The sequence below is a fragment of the Citrobacter sp. Ce129 genome (assembly GCF_030334545.1).
Taxonomy (GTDB): domain Bacteria; phylum Pseudomonadota; class Gammaproteobacteria; order Enterobacterales; family Enterobacteriaceae; genus Citrobacter; species Citrobacter europaeus.
Window position 1 is genome coordinate 282,893 of sequence record NZ_JAOWDS010000057.1, and the last position, 16,436, is coordinate 299,328.

Genomic DNA, 16,436 nt, shown 5'->3' on the forward strand with positions numbered 1-16,436 from the left:
TTATGTATACGGCCAGATCAAATAATCTGGCCGTTGGTAACATTTAATACAAATCGAGCCTTCAATCCCAACTCAGGATCACTTTCCCTGACTGGCCTGAACGCATCGCGTCAAAGCCCTGCTGGAATTCATCGATGGAGAATCGATGGGTGATGATTGGCGACAAATCCAGACCAGACTGAATCAGTGCAGCCATTTTGTACCAGGTCTCAAACATCTCACGACCGTAGATACCTTTAATAAACAGCCCCTTAAAGATAACTTTCGTCCAGTCGATTGACATGTCAGATGGCGGAATACCCAGCATAGCAATGCGCCCACCGTGGTTCATAGTGTCCAGCATGGCGCGAAACGCTGGCGGCGCACCGGACATCTCCAGACCTACATCAAACCCTTCGGTCATACCCAGTTCAGCCATCACGTCAGTCAGATTCTCTTTCGAGACGTTGACCGCGCGAGTGATGCCCATTTTACGCGCCAACTCAAGGCGATACTCATTAACATCGGTAATCACCACGTGGCGTGCGCCAACGTGCTTCGCGACCGCCGCTGCCATAATTCCGATTGGACCCGCACCGGAAACCAGCACATCTTCCCCAACCAGATCAAACGACAGCGCCGTGTGCACCGCATTACCGAACGGATCGAAAATAGACGCCAGGTCGTCGGAGATGTTGTCCGGAATTTTAAACGCGTTAAATGCCGGGATCACCAGGTACTCTGCAAAGCAGCCAGGACGATTTACGCCGACACCGGTCGTATTGCGGCACAGGTGAGTACGCCCACCGCGGCAGTTACGGCAATGCCCGCAGGTGATATGACCTTCGCCTGAAACGCGATCGCCGATTTTAAAGCCTTTAACTTCCTGGCCGATGCCAACAACTTCGCCGACATATTCATGCCCAACGACCATCGGTACCGGGATGGTTTTTTGCGACCATTCATCCCAGTTATAAATGTGAACGTCAGTCCCGCAGATGGCTGTTTTACGGATTTTAATCAGCAAATCGTTATGGCCGACTTCCGGTTCAGGAACGTCGGTCATCCAAATGCCCTCTTCCGCTTTCAGTTTGGATAACGCTTTCATTTCACATCCTCAGGCAATAACGCCCAGTTGTTTACCAATGCGTGTGAACGCCTCAACAGCACGCGTGATCTGCTCAGGGGTATGCGCCGCAGACATCTGGGTACGAATACGCGCCTGGCCTTTTGGAACCACCGGATAGAAGAATCCGGTAACGTAAATCCCCTCTTTTTGCAGTTCACGGGCGAACGCCTGCGCTACAACCGCATCACCCAACATCACCGGGATAATCGCGTGATCCGCACCCGCTAACGTAAAGCCTGCGGCAGACATTTGCTCACGGAACTGACGTGCGTTCGCCCACAGGCGATCGCGCAGCTCGTTGCCAGCCTCGACCATCTCCAGCACTTTAATGGAGGCTGCAACAATCGCCGGAGCCAGTGAGTTGGAGAACAGGTACGGACGGGAACGCTGACGCAGCCACTCAACAACCTCTTTGCGCGCTGCGGTGTAACCGCCGGATGCGCCACCGAGTGCTTTACCCAGCGTACCGGTGATGATGTCCACACGGCCCATCACATCACAGTATTCATGGGAGCCACGACCGTTTTCGCCGACAAAGCCGACCGCATGAGAATCATCAACCATGACCAGCGCGTCGTATTTATCCGCCAGGTCACAAACGCCTTTCAGGTTAGCGATAACACCATCCATAGAGAACACGCCATCGGTGGCGATCAGGATATGACGGGCGCCCGCTTCACGCGCTTCTTTCAGGCGCGCTTCCAGCTCGACCATGTCGTTGTTGGCGTAACGGAAACGCTTTGCTTTACACAAGCGAACGCCGTCAATGATAGACGCGTGGTTTAGCGCATCTGAAATAATCGCATCTTCTGCACCCAGCAGTGTTTCGAACAGGCCGCCGTTGGCGTCAAAGCAGGAAGAGTAAAGGATGGCATCTTCCATACCGAGGAATGCCGCCAGTTTTTGCTCCAGTTGCTTATGGCTGTCCTGGGTACCGCAAATAAAGCGGACCGAAGCCATACCAAATCCGTGAGAATCCATGCCCGCTTTTGCCGCTGCAATCAGCTCCGGGTGGTTAGCCAGCCCCAGATAGTTGTTCGCACAAAAGTTAATAACGTGGCTTCCGTCCGCCACGGTGATATCCGCCTGCTGGGCAGACGTAATAATGCGCTCTTCTTTAAACAATCCTTCCGCACGTGCGGTGTCGAGATCGTTGGTTAACTGTTTGTAAAAATCCCCACGCATTTCAATTCTCCAGACTGGGCAAATTTCAGCACATATTACCCAAAGCTATACGTTGATACGAGATGACGCATCACTACTTCTTCAAAATGAAGCATAAATCACGTATATCCACATGGCTAATCAGTGATGCTGCCGTGTATCTTTATTAGGAGAGATGATTAGCAACCAGTTGATTTAGAAGAGTTTTATTGATTGAGGTGAAAAAACAGCAGCAATAACAGTAGAATGCCTTCACAGCATTCTATCTGCTCAGGTAACCCTTAGATCCCATTCGAACCACTACTTTCGGGTCAGAAAAATTCGTAGTGCCTGGAGTTTTGCACCTAACGCGGTTCGCCGATAAACACGGAACAGATCGAACCATTTGCCACGACCAAGGTAATTAAGCATTAATAGCGCAGGGCGCTTGTAATAACACATAACAAAAATACCCTGATCATCATCAACAATATTATTTCTGAGGGTCTCTTTTTGGCATTCAGTGACTAATGAATAAAACTCTTTCCATTTTTCCTGAGAGCCAACAATAGCGCCACCGATAATATAAATATGATTCCCAATCATAAAGTCAAACACTTGCTTTATTGATGACACAACCAAGCCTTTTTTAATCGTAAAGAGATGCATTTTATTACGATCAAATGGGAAATCCCATACCTTTAAACCGCCAGTGACCTGAGGTTTACGACAATACCCGAAGTCGATCCACGCAACCATCGGAGTATTAACTAAGCCTAAATTAATAGCTTTAGCTACAAAATATGCTTTTAAATTAGTGATCAACACATATTCTGGAGACCAGTATTCAGGATTACCAAGCTGTCGAGTTTCTAACTTATTCTTAAAGGTATCATCCTGCTGGATTTGTCTAATTTTATTTTTAATGTGTTTGAATTTATTATCTAAATCTATAGTTATAATTTTTGTGGGCTTACCTTTGCGTATTTCCGCAATTCTGGCTTCAAACTCAGGCGAAGTAAAAATAACCATATCGTTTTCTAAAGCGGCTAACCGCTTGAAGTAATCAAAATAGACATCAGAAGATCGGGATAGTTTTTCACGGAAGCCTTTATTAACAGTCCACTCCCCCCTACCGATATCAAAATATGCTGTAACAATAGTGGTAGATGATTTCATAGCCATATCAAACCATTAATAAAAAAAATATTATATCACATAGCTTTTGTTTTTGTACATATAATATACATGGGTGGTTATTAAAAAACCGCAATACATTTAAGAATAATTCAATACAGATAATAACCATTAAATAAGCATTCTTATGCAAGTGTTTATAGACCGTCTGCCGACTCGCCATCTTACTTAAGAGGCTGAAGGGATGCCGATGTGATGGTATGATTACAAACATTAGTGTCTGAGATTGTCTCTGACTCCATAATTCGAAGGTTACATTTATGATCATCGTTACCGGCGGCGCGGGCTTTATCGGCAGCAACATCGTTAAGTCCCTGAATGATAAAGGCATCACCGACATCCTGGTGGTGGACAACCTGAAAGACGGCACCAAGTTTGTTAACCTGGTGGATCTGAATATTGCTGACTACATGGACAAGGAAGACTTCCTGATCCAGATTATGGCCGGGGAAGATTTCGGCGATATCGAAGCGATTTTCCACGAAGGCGCATGCTCTTCCACCACCGAGTGGGACGGCAAGTATATGATGGATAACAACTATCAATACTCCAAAGAGCTGCTGCACTACTGCCTGGAGCGTGAAATCCCGTTCCTGTACGCGTCTTCTGCCGCCACTTATGGCGGTCGCACTTCTGATTTCATCGAATCCCGTGAATATGAGAAGCCGCTGAACGTCTACGGTTACTCAAAATTCCTGTTCGACGAGTACGTTCGTCAGATCCTGCCAGAAGCGAACTCTCAGATTGTTGGCTTCCGCTATTTCAACGTCTACGGACCACGTGAAGGCCATAAAGGCAGCATGGCGAGCGTCGCCTTCCACCTCAATACCCAGCTCAACAATGGCGAAACACCAAAACTGTTCGAAGGCAGTGAAAACTTCAAACGTGATTTCGTTTATGTCGGCGATGTGGCTGCGGTAAACCTGTGGTTCCTGGAAAACGGGGTTTCCGGCATCTTTAACCTCGGTACCGGTCGTGCGGAATCTTTCCAGGCCGTTGCCGATGCTACGCTTGCGTATCACAACAAAGGCAGCATTGAGTACATCCCATTCCCGGAAAAACTGAAAGGTCGCTACCAGGCATTTACTCAGGCCGATCTGACTAACCTGCGCGCAGCGGGCTATGACAAGCCGTTTAAAACCGTCGCCGAAGGCGTCACGGAATATATGGCCTGGCTGAACCGCGACGCGTAAGGCAGGCAATCAATGAGGATTCTGGTGGTGGGCCCGTCCTGGGTGGGCGACATGATGATGTCGCAAAGTCTCTATCGCACGCTTAAGGCGCGCTATCCCCAGGCGATAATCGACGTGATGGCACCTGCGTGGTGCCGTCCGCTGCTGTCGCGCATGCCTGAAGTCAACGAAGCCATTGCCATGCCGCTGGGTCATGGCGCGCTGGAGATCGGCGAACGCCGTAAACTCGGTCACAGCCTGCGTGAAAAGCGCTATGACCGCGCCTATGTGCTGCCTAACTCGTTTAAATCAGCGCTGGTGCCGTTCTTTGCTGGCATTCCCCATCGTACCGGTTGGCGTGGCGAAATGCGCTACGGTCTGCTAAACGATGCGCGCGTGCTGGATAAAGACGCATGGCCGCTGATGGTCGAGCGCTATGTGGCCCTGGCGTATGATAAAGGCGTGATGCTGACGGCCAAAGATTTGCCGCAGCCTCTGCTATGGCCGCAGTTGCAGGTCAGCGAAGGCGAGAAATCACTGACCTGTAGTCAGTTTTCCCTCTCTGCCGAACGCCCCATCATCGGCTTTTGCCCTGGCGCGGAATTTGGCCCTGCAAAACGATGGCCACATTACCACTACGCAGAACTGGCGAAGCAATTGATCGATGAGGGCCATCAGATTGTGCTGTTTGGCTCGGCAAAAGACCATGAGGCCGGAAATGAGATCCTGGCGACGCTGAGCGTTGAACAGCAGGCATGGTGCCGTAATCTGGCGGGCGAAACACAGCTGGAGCAGGCCGTCATCCTTCTCGCAGCCTGCAAAGCGGTGGTCACCAACGACTCTGGATTAATGCACGTTGCCGCCGCGCTAAACCGCCCATTGGTCGCATTATACGGCCCCAGCAGCCCGGATTTCACTCCGCCTCTTTCACACAAGGCGCGCGTGATTCGCCTGATTACGGGTTATCACAAAGTACGCAAGGGCGATGCGGCAGAAGGCTATCATCAGAGCCTGATTGACATTACCCCCCAGCGCGTACTGGAAGAGCTCAACGACCTGTTGTTACAAGAGGAAGCCTGACGGATGCGGGTACTGATCGTTAAAACATCGTCTATGGGCGATGTACTGCATACGTTACCTGCATTAACTGACGCGCAGCAGGTCATGCCGGATATTCAATTTGATTGGGTAGTGGAAGAGGGCTTCGCGCAGATCCCATCCTGGCATGCGGCCGTTGACCGCGTGATCCCAGTGGCGATTCGTCGTTGGCGTAAAGCCTGGTTTTCAGCGCCGATTAAAGCCGAGCGTAAAGCCTTTCGCGATGCGGTGCGTTTACGCCAGTATGACGCGATAATTGATGCGCAGGGTTTGGTTAAAAGCGCAGCGTTGGTTACGCGTCTGGCGCGTGGCATCAAGCATGGTATGGACTGGAGCACGGCACGCGAACCCTTGGCTAGCCTGTTTTATAATCGCAAACATCACATTGCCCGGCAGCAGCATGCGGTAGAACGTACGCGTGAGCTGTTCGCCAAAAGTCTGGGATATGCTAAACCGCAGTCGCAGGGTGATTACGCTATCGCTCAGCATTTTCTGAAAGAACGTAATGCTGAGACAGGACAGTATGCCGTATTTCTGCATGCCACGACGCGTGATGATAAACACTGGCCAGAAGCCAACTGGCGGGAGCTAATTGGCCTGTTAAATAACGCTGGCATACGTATTAAACTGCCCTGGGGTGCTCCCCATGAAGAAGCACGGGCCCTTAGGCTGGCGGATGGTTTTTCTTATGTTGATGTTCTTCCACGGATGACTCTTGAAGAGGTCGCTCGCGTATTGGCGGGGGCAAAATTTGTGGTGTCGGTTGATACAGGCCTGAGCCATTTAACCGCTGCGCTGGATCGCCCTAATATTACGTTGTACGGTCCAACGGACCCAGGATTGATTGGTGGGTATGGGAAGAATCAAGTGGTATGTCGCTCAGGAAGTGAAAACCTTTCAGACTTGCATTCTTCGACCGTATTTAGATCAATTAATTGTGAATTTTTGAATAATTGTCTGCCGGTGTCGGAGAAATGATGGCTCTAACAAAGTTTTTTTTAAATGAGAAAAAAAACTGGAAGGTAAACTGGAATAGAGGACTTGTATTTCTTTTTATCGCCACCTATTTCTTAGGTGATATTACACGTTATAAACATTTGATTGTCATACTGATGACAATCACTACGATAGTCTATTTATGCAAGAATCCTCGTCATTACATTTCAACTTTTAAAACATTTATTTTTTCAAGTGTATTATTTCTTGTAATCGCTACTTTCGTCTCTTTAATGTTCACTCCTGAACTAAAAGCCAGCCTGAAAGAGATAAACAACTCTGTTGTTGAAAATGTTTTATTATGCACCATTGCGATCCCTGTATTATTAAGAGAAGAAAGCAAAGAAACCATTTCGAAGTTGATATTCTTCTCGTTCCTTACAGCTCTTAGTTTGCGATGCCTTTCAGAACTTGTCCTTTATTATCAGGACTATCAGCAAGGAATCATGCCTTTTACTAATTATCAACATCGCGGAATTTCAGACGCAATGGTATTTTTATTTCCCGCGCTTCTGAATCTCTGGTTACTTAAATCAGCAAAATACCGTATATTATTCCTGACGCTAGGGGCAATTTATACCTTTCTAATTCTCGGAACATTGTCCCGTGGCGCTTGGTTATCGGTATTTATCATCGCTCTTACATGGATAGTTATTTATAAACAATGGCGATTGTGTCTTGTTGGAGTACTCGTCGCCATTGTTGCTCTGACAGCTATTTTTTCACACAAAGATATGTCAGAAAACCTGACAGTTAAATTACAGCAAACTGACAGCTCATACCGCTATACTAATGGTACCCAAGGAAGTGCGTTTGACCTAATCCTTGAAAACCCGGTTATAGGCTATGGCTTTGGTAACAATGCTTATAAGATAGTGTACAACAAGCGTGTTGTTGATTATCCAAACTGGACATTCCGTGAGTCAATTGGGCCACATAACCTTATTCTCTTTGTCTGGTTTGGTACAGGGTTGCTTGGACTTCTGGGTTTAATAATGGTGTACACAAGCGTTGTGAGAGAGTGCGTCACACATGCATTTAGGGAGAATTATCACTCCCCATACAATGCTTATATGATAATTTTACTTTCATTTGTCGGTTATTTTATTATTCGAGGCAACGTTGAGCAGATTGAATTAGATCTGTTGGGTATTTTTGCTGGGTTCCTGTTAGCCCTGAAGAATAAATAAATCATTAAAAAAAGGCTACTATATGTAGCCTTTTTATCACTCGAACCAGTTACAAATAACCTCTTCAAAACGTTGCGTAACAGCAGACCAGCTATAGTTTTTAAAGACGTATTGCTGCCCTCGTTGGGCCGTATCCGGTAAATCACTTTCCAGCATGACCCTGGTGATATCCTCAGCAATAGTGTCTGCAGTCATCGGCTCTGTTAAGTGATAGCCTGTAATCTTATCTTTAACAAACTCAATCATGCCGCCTCGAGTGCTGACTAATACAGGCCTCCCGGCTCCCATAGCCTCAATTGCCACCATACAAAATGGCTCCTGAAACTGCGAAGGAATCACTACTATGTCTGCCAGTGGATAGTAATAGTGCATTTTCTCGGGAGAGATACTACCCAACATAATGCAATGTGGCTTGAGACGCTCGGCTATCTCCCGCACTTCGCGCTGATAATCACCTTTATCATTCTTACTTACTTCCATGTGATCACCAACGACCACAAGCTTCAGATTTTTGTTTTCATGTTGCAGCTTTTCAAAAGCCTGCAGAAGCAAGAGAACACCTTTATCAGGTACTATGCGTCCAGCAAAAAATACCACCTTGCTTTCTGGGGAAATATTTAATTTACTCTTTGATATGGATTCATAGGACGATTGATAGATATCCAGGTCAATACCATTAGGTACAATAACAATATCAGCTTCAGGAAGATAAGATTGATAATAATTCTTCAAAAACAAACTTGGTACGATCATCTTAACTTTTTGATCGAGCAACTTAGGTTCAAAAGCATTATGCATATGAATCACAACTCTTGCCTGAGGAGCTCGCGAGCGAATTTGTCGATATAGCTTCATACTGTTATGGACAACAATCACACTTTGATCGGTTATCTCAAACTTTTCAGCAACTTTCAGTATGCGCTTTGAATAAGGTACCGGATCCAGTCGGGTCCACTTTTGGAAAATACGCTTATATAACGGACTAAATCCTATGCGATGAATACTGCATCGTTCGTTTACGTAAGAATAATCAGAATATCCTTCATTCTTTATGCAGACAATACGATTAGGGAATTGAGTTCTCTGTGCAACCTGATACATCCAGGTCTCAACTGCCGCGGCACCACGTGGTGGAATAGAATAAATAGGGGTTACAGTAAATATGATTTTATCAATCATAAAGATCACCTTCACATTGTCTTATATTTAATTGCTGCGATCAGGCCTGGAATTATTTTATTTTGATAAAGAAGATGCTTATATTTTTCTCTATATTCATGTTTTTGTTTTGCAACTTGATAAGGCTGATTCTTCCATGGTGACTTCTCATATACTGTGCGGAAAAACTGTGCTGAGGAATAATCAGCCCACTCGTGCCATGGTTTTGTTACACCAGTATAATGAATAAATACTGTCTCTTCATTAATCACTGATTTATAATGATTTTTATTTTTAATTTCAAACTCAGACTTCAATGAGTAAATTGAGTTAAATTTTCTCGGTAATAATACCGCATGATGCAAAAACATAATATTTAAAATATCTTGATCAGGATATTTTACTTTGGAAACTATATTTTCATCTGACAATAGTTCAAAAAATCTCTTCGTCAAACTAGAGTTAAGCCATTGTTGCAAGTTTATATACATGACCCCCGAGTTAAAGTAGTTGCCTTTAAACTCAGGGTTATGTAAACGTTCTGCGCTTTTAGCCTGCATGGAATCAACATCTACTACGACCGCACCATATTCCCCATCAAATTTCAGAGCGGCAAGATCCTCTAAAGAGCCTTTACACGTAATATCAGCATCTAGATATAGCAGTCGATCTAATCGTTCAGAAAAGTAATCAAATGAAAGCAAGCGATAGTATATTGACACTGGCCATATATTTGTTTTAGGCAGTGACACCAACGGTTCAGAATCAATATGATATAGCTTAATAACTGTTTTATACTGTTCTGCTAACTGTGTCAAAAGTGCAATATAATCTTGGTCTAAATAATCCGCAATAATATGAAAGGTAAAATTAATATTACTCTCTTTATTATTTTCAAGGATAGATGCAATAGAGATTGCCGCACCAGTTTGGTAATTTTTATCGATCCCCCATGAAATATTAAAAGTGTCACGATCATCACATGGAGTAACACGTCTGTCTAACTCAATGATATCTTTGAAGTTAGTTAACCTTTTGAAGTCCAATTTAATTACCTTTAATTATTTCAGCTATATTTTTCAGCGGCCAAGTTCTGCATAATTATGGATGATTTTAGTAATGCACTTAACCAGCAGTTAACCTTTCAACTTAGTCAGATAATAATTAAAGTAGCTATACAGTCCCTGAATGTATAACCCTTGTTTAAATTTATGCTTTGCACAATATCTGAATTGGTTACTATTGGTCGGTTTGAGAAGCGCGACTGAATGCCAGGGCGAGGCCTCTTTCGCAACTAAAAAACTCTTCGATACCGGATAGTTGGACCACTCATGCCAGGGTTTAGTCGGTCCTACATAATGAATGAAGACAGTTTCATTATTAACAGGGTTGACTACTTTATCTTTCAGTTCATAATTAATGCTAAAGCGAGTATTGTATTTACCATTGATAAAAGTTACTTTTCCGGCTAACAACACATTAAGGACATCTTGATCAAGATGAGTTATTCTTTCCACCCATTCTGGAATACGCAACATTTCGATGGCTCGGGAAGAGATATTATTACTGTGCCATGCGTTGATATTGATAAGTAAGAACCCAGCATTAAAGTATCCGGCAGTTAATTCTGGAGTGGCCAGCGTTACAGAACGATTATGCCACCATTCGGAATCTCTTTCCGTTACAACGACAGCGATCTCATCTGCGGAAAACTTATAATCGACCAGTTCTCGCACACAACCCTGGCAAGCAATATCAGCATCAAGGTATAATAATTTATCTACCTTATTATAGAAATAATCTGCAATAACAAAACGGAAATATGTTGCATAAGTCCAATTTTTGGTACTAGGTAAGTCTTTTAATTTATTGCAATCAATTAGGTAGACTTTGATACAGGATTGATATTGTTTAGCCAGATCGGAGAATCTGGCTTTATCACTCTCATCAAAATAATCAGTAAATATATGAAATGTGAAATCGATTTTTTTATTCGACAATAATATAGAGGCTATTGAAACGCCGCAGCCAAATAAAAAATTTCTGTCAATACCATAACCGATATTAAAACAGTCTGCAGAAGCATTTTCCCGAAAATCGTACTCAAAAACAGAAAGGATAACTTCTTTATCACTAAATTGAGACATTTGACTCTTACCAATTTTTGAGAAATAGACCACGTTCTCACATGCCCTATTCCAAATAGTTCAGGATAAATTAATCACAGAGATTTACGAATTGTTCTTTCGCGTATTTTATTAGCTTTAACCTGTGCTTCATTGAACAAATCAGCCTCCTGGCTTAGGATTCTTTTCAATGGCAACTCGCAATAGACGCGTAGAAATCTATATATATCACGCTGTGTTAATCCAATATTCATGGATGAAAAATAGAGACCAATCAAGTCTTTGTCACGCCAGCGTCGGGGAACGGTCGACCGAATCTGAGCACGGTGCAAATCAATCACTGAAATCTTGAGATCGTCCTCATACCCAGAAAAAGGAAGATGTAATAAAAAGTGGCAAATATAGCAATCGCGATGATTGATACCTCCAGCATGCATCTTACGCACCATGGTGGCAACACGATCAATAATCATACGCTTCACTTTCACATCGGGAGAATTTGTGGCCCATTCCGCACAGTAATCTTCCAGGCTGATGGTTGGAGTGAGATCTTCAGTAATAATAAACGAGGTTTTAGTCAGTGGATTCAATCCTTTCTCACCAAATCCCACCCCTGTCATTGTATCCACGCCCAATTGACTCAGGCGATGAATAGCATTCCATTCTCTATCAGCACCTAATACTGGCATGCGTAATGAAAGTAGATTTTTAACAATCTCCTTCAGAGAAGTGCCTCTGTGCCATTTTAAAAAATAGCTTTTGCCCGCTAGTTCAAATCGTAGCGTACGGCGAGTTTCCAGCTCTCTGAATACTTCACCTTGTAAATTTTTAACTTCTTCAAATGCATCTTTCCCGCGCCATAATGTGGCTAACGGTTCTTTTAATTCAACCATCTAAACCACCCGTAATCATATCCGCTGCTTTCTCCGGTAGGCTGTATAAATCTTGCGTATCCGCATAGTTTCGTGCATTTTCCCTCCACTCAGAACGCAATGAAGGCTCTACCAGCGCTTTACGTAAGACTTCATTCAGCGTTTCTTGCCGGAATGGTTCTGCAATTGCCATACCACAGTTAGCATCAACAATATAATGCGCGTAACCGCATACAGCTGTGGTCAAAACCGGCAGCCCTGCAGTGATTGCCTCTAGTAGCACAATGCCTGCCGCCTCCTGATAAGCCGGATGCATCAATAAATCAGCCGCAGCCATTAATTCTGCAACATCATTACGGCCTGAATAGAAATGGACATTACTGCGTACGCCAAGTTTTTCCGCCAACACCTCAAATTTTCTCGGTTTGTCTTGTCCAACAACAAACAGTAGCGTATTGGTTCGAAGAGTTTCTGGTAATGATGCCAACGCGCGAATTGAACGATCCACACCTTTACGAGTGAAATCAGAGCCTACCTGTAATAAAAGATTTTGTTGCTCTGTTATACCGTTTTTCTGGCGAAAAACTTCATGGCTATTCGGGATCTGCTGACTATACTTTCTGTCCGGATAAATCCCGGGAGGAAGAATATGAAATCGCTCAGCTTCTGTCTGATAATGCTTCTGAAAATCAGCAATCTGCTTATCAGTTAGCATTAATAGCTGCGTCGATTTACCCTGCTCAAACGTCGCACGCTCAAACGCTGCATAGTGCCGATATCGTGAAGTTAACCGATAGAGGAAACCTTTTTCTTGCGCCACTTTCTCGGCATAGCAAACGTCAGCAGCATAGTAGATATCCAGGCCCGGCATTTTATTAAAACCAACAAGCCGATCGACAGGATGCTGAAGTAAATGTGCCTGGACCCAGGAATAATACTCCGCATTGCGGCCATGGTTTGTCCGGGACTTTACCGGTACAAGAATTAATTCAAAAACGTCAGGACACTCACCTTCCCAGGACTGCGTGTAGACACGAACATGGTGACCTCGTGCCGCTACAGTTTGCGCAATGCGCATAAAATCACGCTGTAACCCACCGAATGGGAAGTATTTATACAAACAGAAAGCAACAATCATACGGGACTCCCCGCTTGTGGCGGCACAAGTCTACCGGGTAATAGTTTATCGACAGCAGCAATAACATCGTCAGCGGGAATCACCGAAAGATACATTTCATTGCGATCGCGCTGCTCACGTGGTGGCATCGGACGGTAATCACCAGCCCAAAATTGAATCATCTGCTTTGACCATGGTCGCCAAAAATTATGATCCGTTGCGCCAAACAGGCATATCAATGGTGTATCAACCGCAGCAGCAATGTGTCCGGGAGCAGAGTCCACCCCAATAAACAACTGGGCATGATCGATGACTGCTCCTAGCTCTGGGAAGCTCATCTTTCCGGCCAACGCAGTAACGGGCTTTTCTTTGCAACCTTGTGCAATTTCATTCACGCAAGCCAGATCGTCTGCGCCTGGGCCAGAGGTCAGAACTACCTCCAGACCACGCTGGTGTAAGGCGTCAATTACCTGTGAAAACTTTTCGTTATTCCAGCACTTGAAGCGTTGACGTGCCGTCGGTTGAATAACAACGTATTCATCACCAACCCCAGCCCGATTTAATTCTGTGCGCATACGTTCCCAACTATCCGGAGGATAGCTCATTGTGGTATGCGTCACAGTCGAGTTAAGTTTCAACGGGGCCAGCACAGACAGATTACTTTCCACCACATTTTCTCCGCTCAGCGGAGCCAGACATGTAAAACTATTTTTCCAAAAAGAAGATTGCCGATGAGCATAATCCTGAGAGATTTTAATCGGCGCATTCAGTAGCCGCATCAATATCGCGACGATCCACTGGTCGGTAAGGTTTACAACTAAATCATACCCATTTGCGCGTAACGTTGTGGCCAGGTGCATGAAATTAGTAATTTTGTCGGTTACTTTTGTCTTTTTATTTTTAATACCATAAAGGGCATTAATTTCTGGGTTTTCCGACAAAATTGGGATGGTATCCTGATAAAGAAGCACGTCGATTTTCGCTTCAGGATAGTTCTGCTTTAGCGTACTAATGACAGGAGTTGTTAACAACATATCTCCGTGAAAACGCATTTTTATGACCAGAATTCTATTAATTGGCTTATCCACAAGCGGCTCTTTTATCGTGAGTGTCCGGTAAAGTTAAGCAGAAAAAAGCACGCTACCGCCCCAGGCTCAACAGCTACCTGATTACTGATATCGCACTGATTTTTTACGCGCTAGTGTATCACTTCTTTCGCCATGTTCCGACTCGAATAATTCTTGCACAACCAATATCATTAAGCCATATAAATCAATAAATTACCATGTAAAGACCTTTTAATTTTAAGCTCTCTGGCTCGACTAAACCTGAAAATATCAACAGATATCGTAAAGATGCAAAAGATGTTTGCACCCAAGGTAATCCCCGCCTGAGACGCTATTTAATTTAAAAATAGGAAAAGTATTGGTAAAGCCACAACTAAATACATAGAATCCCCAGCACATTCATAAGTCAGCTACCATTATGCTCGAATTGCTTTACACCGCCCTTTTCTACCTTATTCAGCCTCTGATCTGGATACGGCTTTGGGTGCGCGGACGTAAGGCTCCGGCCTACCGTAAACGCTGGGGTGAACGCTACGGCTTTTACCGCCGTCCGCTTAAACCAGGCGGCATCATGCTTCATTCGGTTTCAGTAGGCGAAACGCTGGCAGCTATCCCATTAGTCCGCGCTCTGCGACATCGTTATCCCGATTTGCCGATCACGGTAACCACCATGACGCCAACCGGTTCCGAGCGCGTACAATCCGCTTTTGGCACTGACGTTCAACACATTTATCTGCCGTACGATTTACCGGATGCCCTGAACCGTTTTCTGAATAAAGTTGACCCCAAGCTGGTGTTAATTATGGAAACAGAGCTGTGGCCAAATCTGATCGCGGCGCTCCATAAGCGCCACATCCCGCTGGTCATTGCCAACGCACGTCTTTCAGCTCGTTCAGCTGCTGGCTACGCTAAATTAGGGAAATTTGTTGGCAGGCTGCTCCGTCGTATCACCTTGATTGCCGCCCAGAACGAAGAAGATGGCGCACGTTTTATTGCGCTTGGCGCCAGAAGCAATCAGGTCACCGTCACCGGCAGCCTGAAGTTTGATATTTCCGTCACGCCGCAACTGGCCGCAAAAGCAGTCACATTACGTCGTCAATGGGCGCCTCACCGCCCGGTATGGATTGCAACCAGCACCCACGACGGCGAAGAAAGCATTATCATTGCCGCCCATCAGGCGTTATTAAATCAGTTCCCGAATCTTTTACTGATTCTGGTTCCCAGACATCCGGAACGCTTCCCGGATGCTATTAACCTCGTACGCCAGGCTGGGCTAAGCTATACCACACGCTCTTCGGGCGAAGTTCCGTCATCGGGTACTCAGGTTGTGATCGGCGACACTATGGGCGAGCTGATGCTACTGTACGGCATTGCCGACCTCGCTTTTGTCGGCGGTTCACTGGTTGAACGTGGTGGACACAATCCACTGGAAGCCGCGGCACACGCCATTCCTGTATTAATGGGACCGCATACTTTTAATTTTAAAGATATTTGCGCCCGCCTCGAACAGGCAAGCGGATTGATCACCGTCACCGACGCAACTACGCTGGTGAAAGAGGTCTCTTCTTTACTGACCGATGCAGATTATCGTAATTTTTATGGCCGTCACGCAGTTGAAGTTCTGTATCAAAATCAGGGCGCGCTACAGCGTCTGCTGCAGCTGCTGGAACCTTATCTGCCACCCAAAACGCATTGAGGCAAGTCATGCAAAAACGGGCGATTTATCCAGGAACCTTTGATCCCATTACTAACGGCCACCTCGATATTGTGACGCGTGCAACAAGCATGTTCGATCACGTAATCCTGGCCATTGCCGCAAGTCCCAGTAAACAGCCGATGTTTACTCTGGAAGAGCGCGTTGAGCTGGCGCAACAGGCAACGGCGCATCTTGGCAATGTCGAAGTTCTGGGATTCAGCGATTTGATGGCAAATTTTGCCCGCGATAATCAGGCTAATATTCTGATCCGTGGTCTGCGTGCGGTAGCCGATTTTGAATATGAAATGCAGCTGGCCCATATGAACCGTCACCTGATGCCACAACTGGAAAGCGTCTTTTTGATGCCGTCTAAAGAGTGGTCATTTATCTCATCGTCGCTGGTGAAAGAAGTTGCCCGCCATCAGGGTGACGTGACGCATTTTCTGCCGAAAAACGTCCATCAGGCATTATTGGGTAAACTGAAGTAATACGTCTG

Annotated in this window: 15 protein-coding genes; 6 read left to right on the forward strand and 9 right to left on the reverse strand. The window is 45.3% G+C overall.

Going from position 1 to position 16,436, the window contains the following annotated elements; all coding sequences use genetic code 11:
- Positions 1–61: 61 nt before the first annotated feature.
- The 3 genes from tdh to yibB all read right to left on the reverse strand — a co-directional run bounded on the left by tdh (position 62) and on the right by yibB (position 3,430).
- Complete coding sequence (tdh, locus tag OGV77_RS08180; RefSeq protein ID WP_003024132.1) at positions 62–1,087, reverse strand: L-threonine 3-dehydrogenase; 1,026 nt, start codon at positions 1,085–1,087, stop codon at positions 62–64.
- Between the two features lie 9 nt (positions 1,088–1,096).
- Entirely contained in the window at positions 1,097–2,293 is a 1,197-nt protein-coding gene (kbl, locus tag OGV77_RS08185) for a glycine C-acetyltransferase (protein ID WP_043018731.1), read from the reverse strand.
- 279 nt (positions 2,294–2,572) lie between these two features.
- The gene (gene yibB / locus OGV77_RS08190) at positions 2,573–3,430 is read right to left on the reverse strand and encodes a protein YibB (protein WP_087050826.1); all 858 of its coding nucleotides are present in this window, start codon (positions 3,428–3,430) and stop codon (positions 2,573–2,575) included.
- 278 nt (positions 3,431–3,708) lie between these two features.
- Here yibB and rfaD point away from each other — a divergent pair, with 278 nt between their 5' ends.
- The 4 genes from rfaD to rfaL are packed head-to-tail and all read left to right on the forward strand — an operon-like array spanning position 3,709 to position 7,904.
- On the forward strand, positions 3,709–4,641 hold the full coding sequence (gene rfaD / locus OGV77_RS08195) for an ADP-glyceromanno-heptose 6-epimerase (protein WP_043018732.1): 933 nt from the start codon (positions 3,709–3,711) through the stop codon (positions 4,639–4,641).
- Positions 4,642–4,653: 12 nt separating this feature from the next.
- The gene (gene rfaF, locus OGV77_RS08200) at positions 4,654–5,700 is read left to right on the forward strand and encodes an ADP-heptose--LPS heptosyltransferase RfaF (RefSeq protein WP_043018733.1); all 1,047 of its coding nucleotides are present in this window, start codon (positions 4,654–4,656) and stop codon (positions 5,698–5,700) included.
- A gap of 3 nt (positions 5,701–5,703) precedes the next feature.
- On the forward strand, positions 5,704–6,696 hold the full coding sequence (rfaC, locus tag OGV77_RS08205) for a lipopolysaccharide heptosyltransferase RfaC (RefSeq protein ID WP_043018734.1): 993 nt from the start codon (positions 5,704–5,706) through the stop codon (positions 6,694–6,696).
- Positions 6,696–7,904 carry an O-antigen ligase RfaL gene (gene rfaL, locus OGV77_RS08210; RefSeq protein ID WP_043018845.1) on the forward strand — a complete coding sequence of 403 codons (1,209 nt, stop codon included), beginning with the start codon at positions 6,696–6,698 and terminating at the stop codon, positions 7,902–7,904. The genes rfaC and rfaL overlap by 1 nt, the downstream gene beginning before the upstream one ends.
- Positions 7,905–7,940: 36 nt before the next feature.
- Here the strand turns inward: rfaL and OGV77_RS08215 are convergent, their stop codons facing one another.
- From OGV77_RS08215 to rfaQ, 6 genes are all read right to left on the reverse strand, one after another.
- Positions 7,941–9,083, reverse strand: coding sequence for a lipopolysaccharide N-acetylglucosaminyltransferase (locus OGV77_RS08215; RefSeq protein WP_043018735.1), 1,143 nt, complete (start codon positions 9,081–9,083; stop codon positions 7,941–7,943).
- 11 nt (positions 9,084–9,094) lie between these two features.
- Positions 9,095–10,108 carry a glycosyltransferase family 8 protein gene (locus OGV77_RS08220; protein ID WP_043018736.1) on the reverse strand — a complete coding sequence of 338 codons (1,014 nt, stop codon included), beginning with the start codon at positions 10,106–10,108 and terminating at the stop codon, positions 9,095–9,097.
- 90 nt (positions 10,109–10,198) lie between these two features.
- Complete coding sequence (gene waaO / locus OGV77_RS08225; RefSeq protein WP_075145474.1) at positions 10,199–11,209, reverse strand: lipopolysaccharide 3-alpha-galactosyltransferase; 1,011 nt, start codon at positions 11,207–11,209, stop codon at positions 10,199–10,201.
- A gap of 74 nt (positions 11,210–11,283) precedes the next feature.
- Positions 11,284–12,081, reverse strand: a complete 798-nt coding sequence (gene rfaP, locus OGV77_RS08230; protein WP_087050750.1) for a lipopolysaccharide core heptose(I) kinase RfaP — start codon at positions 12,079–12,081, stop codon at positions 11,284–11,286.
- Entirely contained in the window at positions 12,074–13,198 is a 1,125-nt protein-coding gene (locus OGV77_RS08235) for a glycosyltransferase family 4 protein (RefSeq protein WP_087050749.1), read from the reverse strand. Before OGV77_RS08235 ends, rfaP begins: the two co-directional genes overlap by 8 nt.
- Positions 13,195–14,265 carry a lipopolysaccharide core heptosyltransferase RfaQ gene (gene rfaQ, locus OGV77_RS08240; protein ID WP_072033413.1) on the reverse strand — a complete coding sequence of 357 codons (1,071 nt, stop codon included), beginning with the start codon at positions 14,263–14,265 and terminating at the stop codon, positions 13,195–13,197. Before rfaQ ends, OGV77_RS08235 begins: the two co-directional genes overlap by 4 nt.
- Before the next feature lie 397 nt (positions 14,266–14,662).
- On the opposite strand from rfaQ, the gene waaA reads away from it, so the two are divergent.
- Together waaA and coaD are read left to right on the forward strand one after the other, a co-directional pair.
- A complete protein-coding gene (gene waaA / locus OGV77_RS08245; RefSeq protein WP_043018741.1) occupies positions 14,663–15,940 on the forward strand; it encodes a lipid IV(A) 3-deoxy-D-manno-octulosonic acid transferase in 1,278 nt (425 codons plus the stop codon).
- Positions 15,941–15,948: 8 nt separating this feature from the next.
- A complete protein-coding gene (coaD, locus tag OGV77_RS08250; protein WP_080625955.1) occupies positions 15,949–16,428 on the forward strand; it encodes a pantetheine-phosphate adenylyltransferase in 480 nt (159 codons plus the stop codon).
- The last annotated feature ends 8 nt before the right edge of the window (positions 16,429–16,436 follow it).

Bases quoted from the DNA above. Each gene is read 5' to 3' on its own strand.
- tdh (WP_003024132.1), bottom strand. From the start codon at position 1,087: ATGAAAGCGTTATCCAAACTGAAAGCGGAAGAGGGCATTTGGATGACC.
- kbl (WP_043018731.1), bottom strand. From the start codon at position 2,293: ATGCGTGGGGATTTTTACAAACAGTTAACCAACGATCTCGACACCGCA.
- yibB (WP_087050826.1), bottom strand. From the start codon at position 3,430: ATGAAATCATCTACCACTATTGTTACAGCATATTTTGATATCGGTAGG.
- rfaD (WP_043018732.1), top strand. From the start codon at position 3,709: ATGATCATCGTTACCGGCGGCGCGGGCTTTATCGGCAGCAACATCGTT.
- rfaF (WP_043018733.1), top strand. From the start codon at position 4,654: ATGAGGATTCTGGTGGTGGGCCCGTCCTGGGTGGGCGACATGATGATG.
- rfaC (WP_043018734.1), top strand. From the start codon at position 5,704: ATGCGGGTACTGATCGTTAAAACATCGTCTATGGGCGATGTACTGCAT.
- rfaL (WP_043018845.1), top strand. From the start codon at position 6,696: ATGGCTCTAACAAAGTTTTTTTTAAATGAGAAAAAAAACTGGAAGGTA.
- OGV77_RS08215 (WP_043018735.1), bottom strand. From the start codon at position 9,083: ATGATTGATAAAATCATATTTACTGTAACCCCTATTTATTCTATTCCA.
- waaO (WP_075145474.1), bottom strand. From the start codon at position 11,209: ATGTCTCAATTTAGTGATAAAGAAGTTATCCTTTCTGTTTTTGAGTAC.
- rfaP (WP_087050750.1), bottom strand. From the start codon at position 12,081: ATGGTTGAATTAAAAGAACCGTTAGCCACATTATGGCGCGGGAAAGAT.
- OGV77_RS08235 (WP_087050749.1), bottom strand. From the start codon at position 13,198: ATGATTGTTGCTTTCTGTTTGTATAAATACTTCCCATTCGGTGGGTTA.
- waaA (WP_043018741.1), top strand. From the start codon at position 14,663: ATGCTCGAATTGCTTTACACCGCCCTTTTCTACCTTATTCAGCCTCTG.
- coaD (WP_080625955.1), top strand. From the start codon at position 15,949: ATGCAAAAACGGGCGATTTATCCAGGAACCTTTGATCCCATTACTAAC.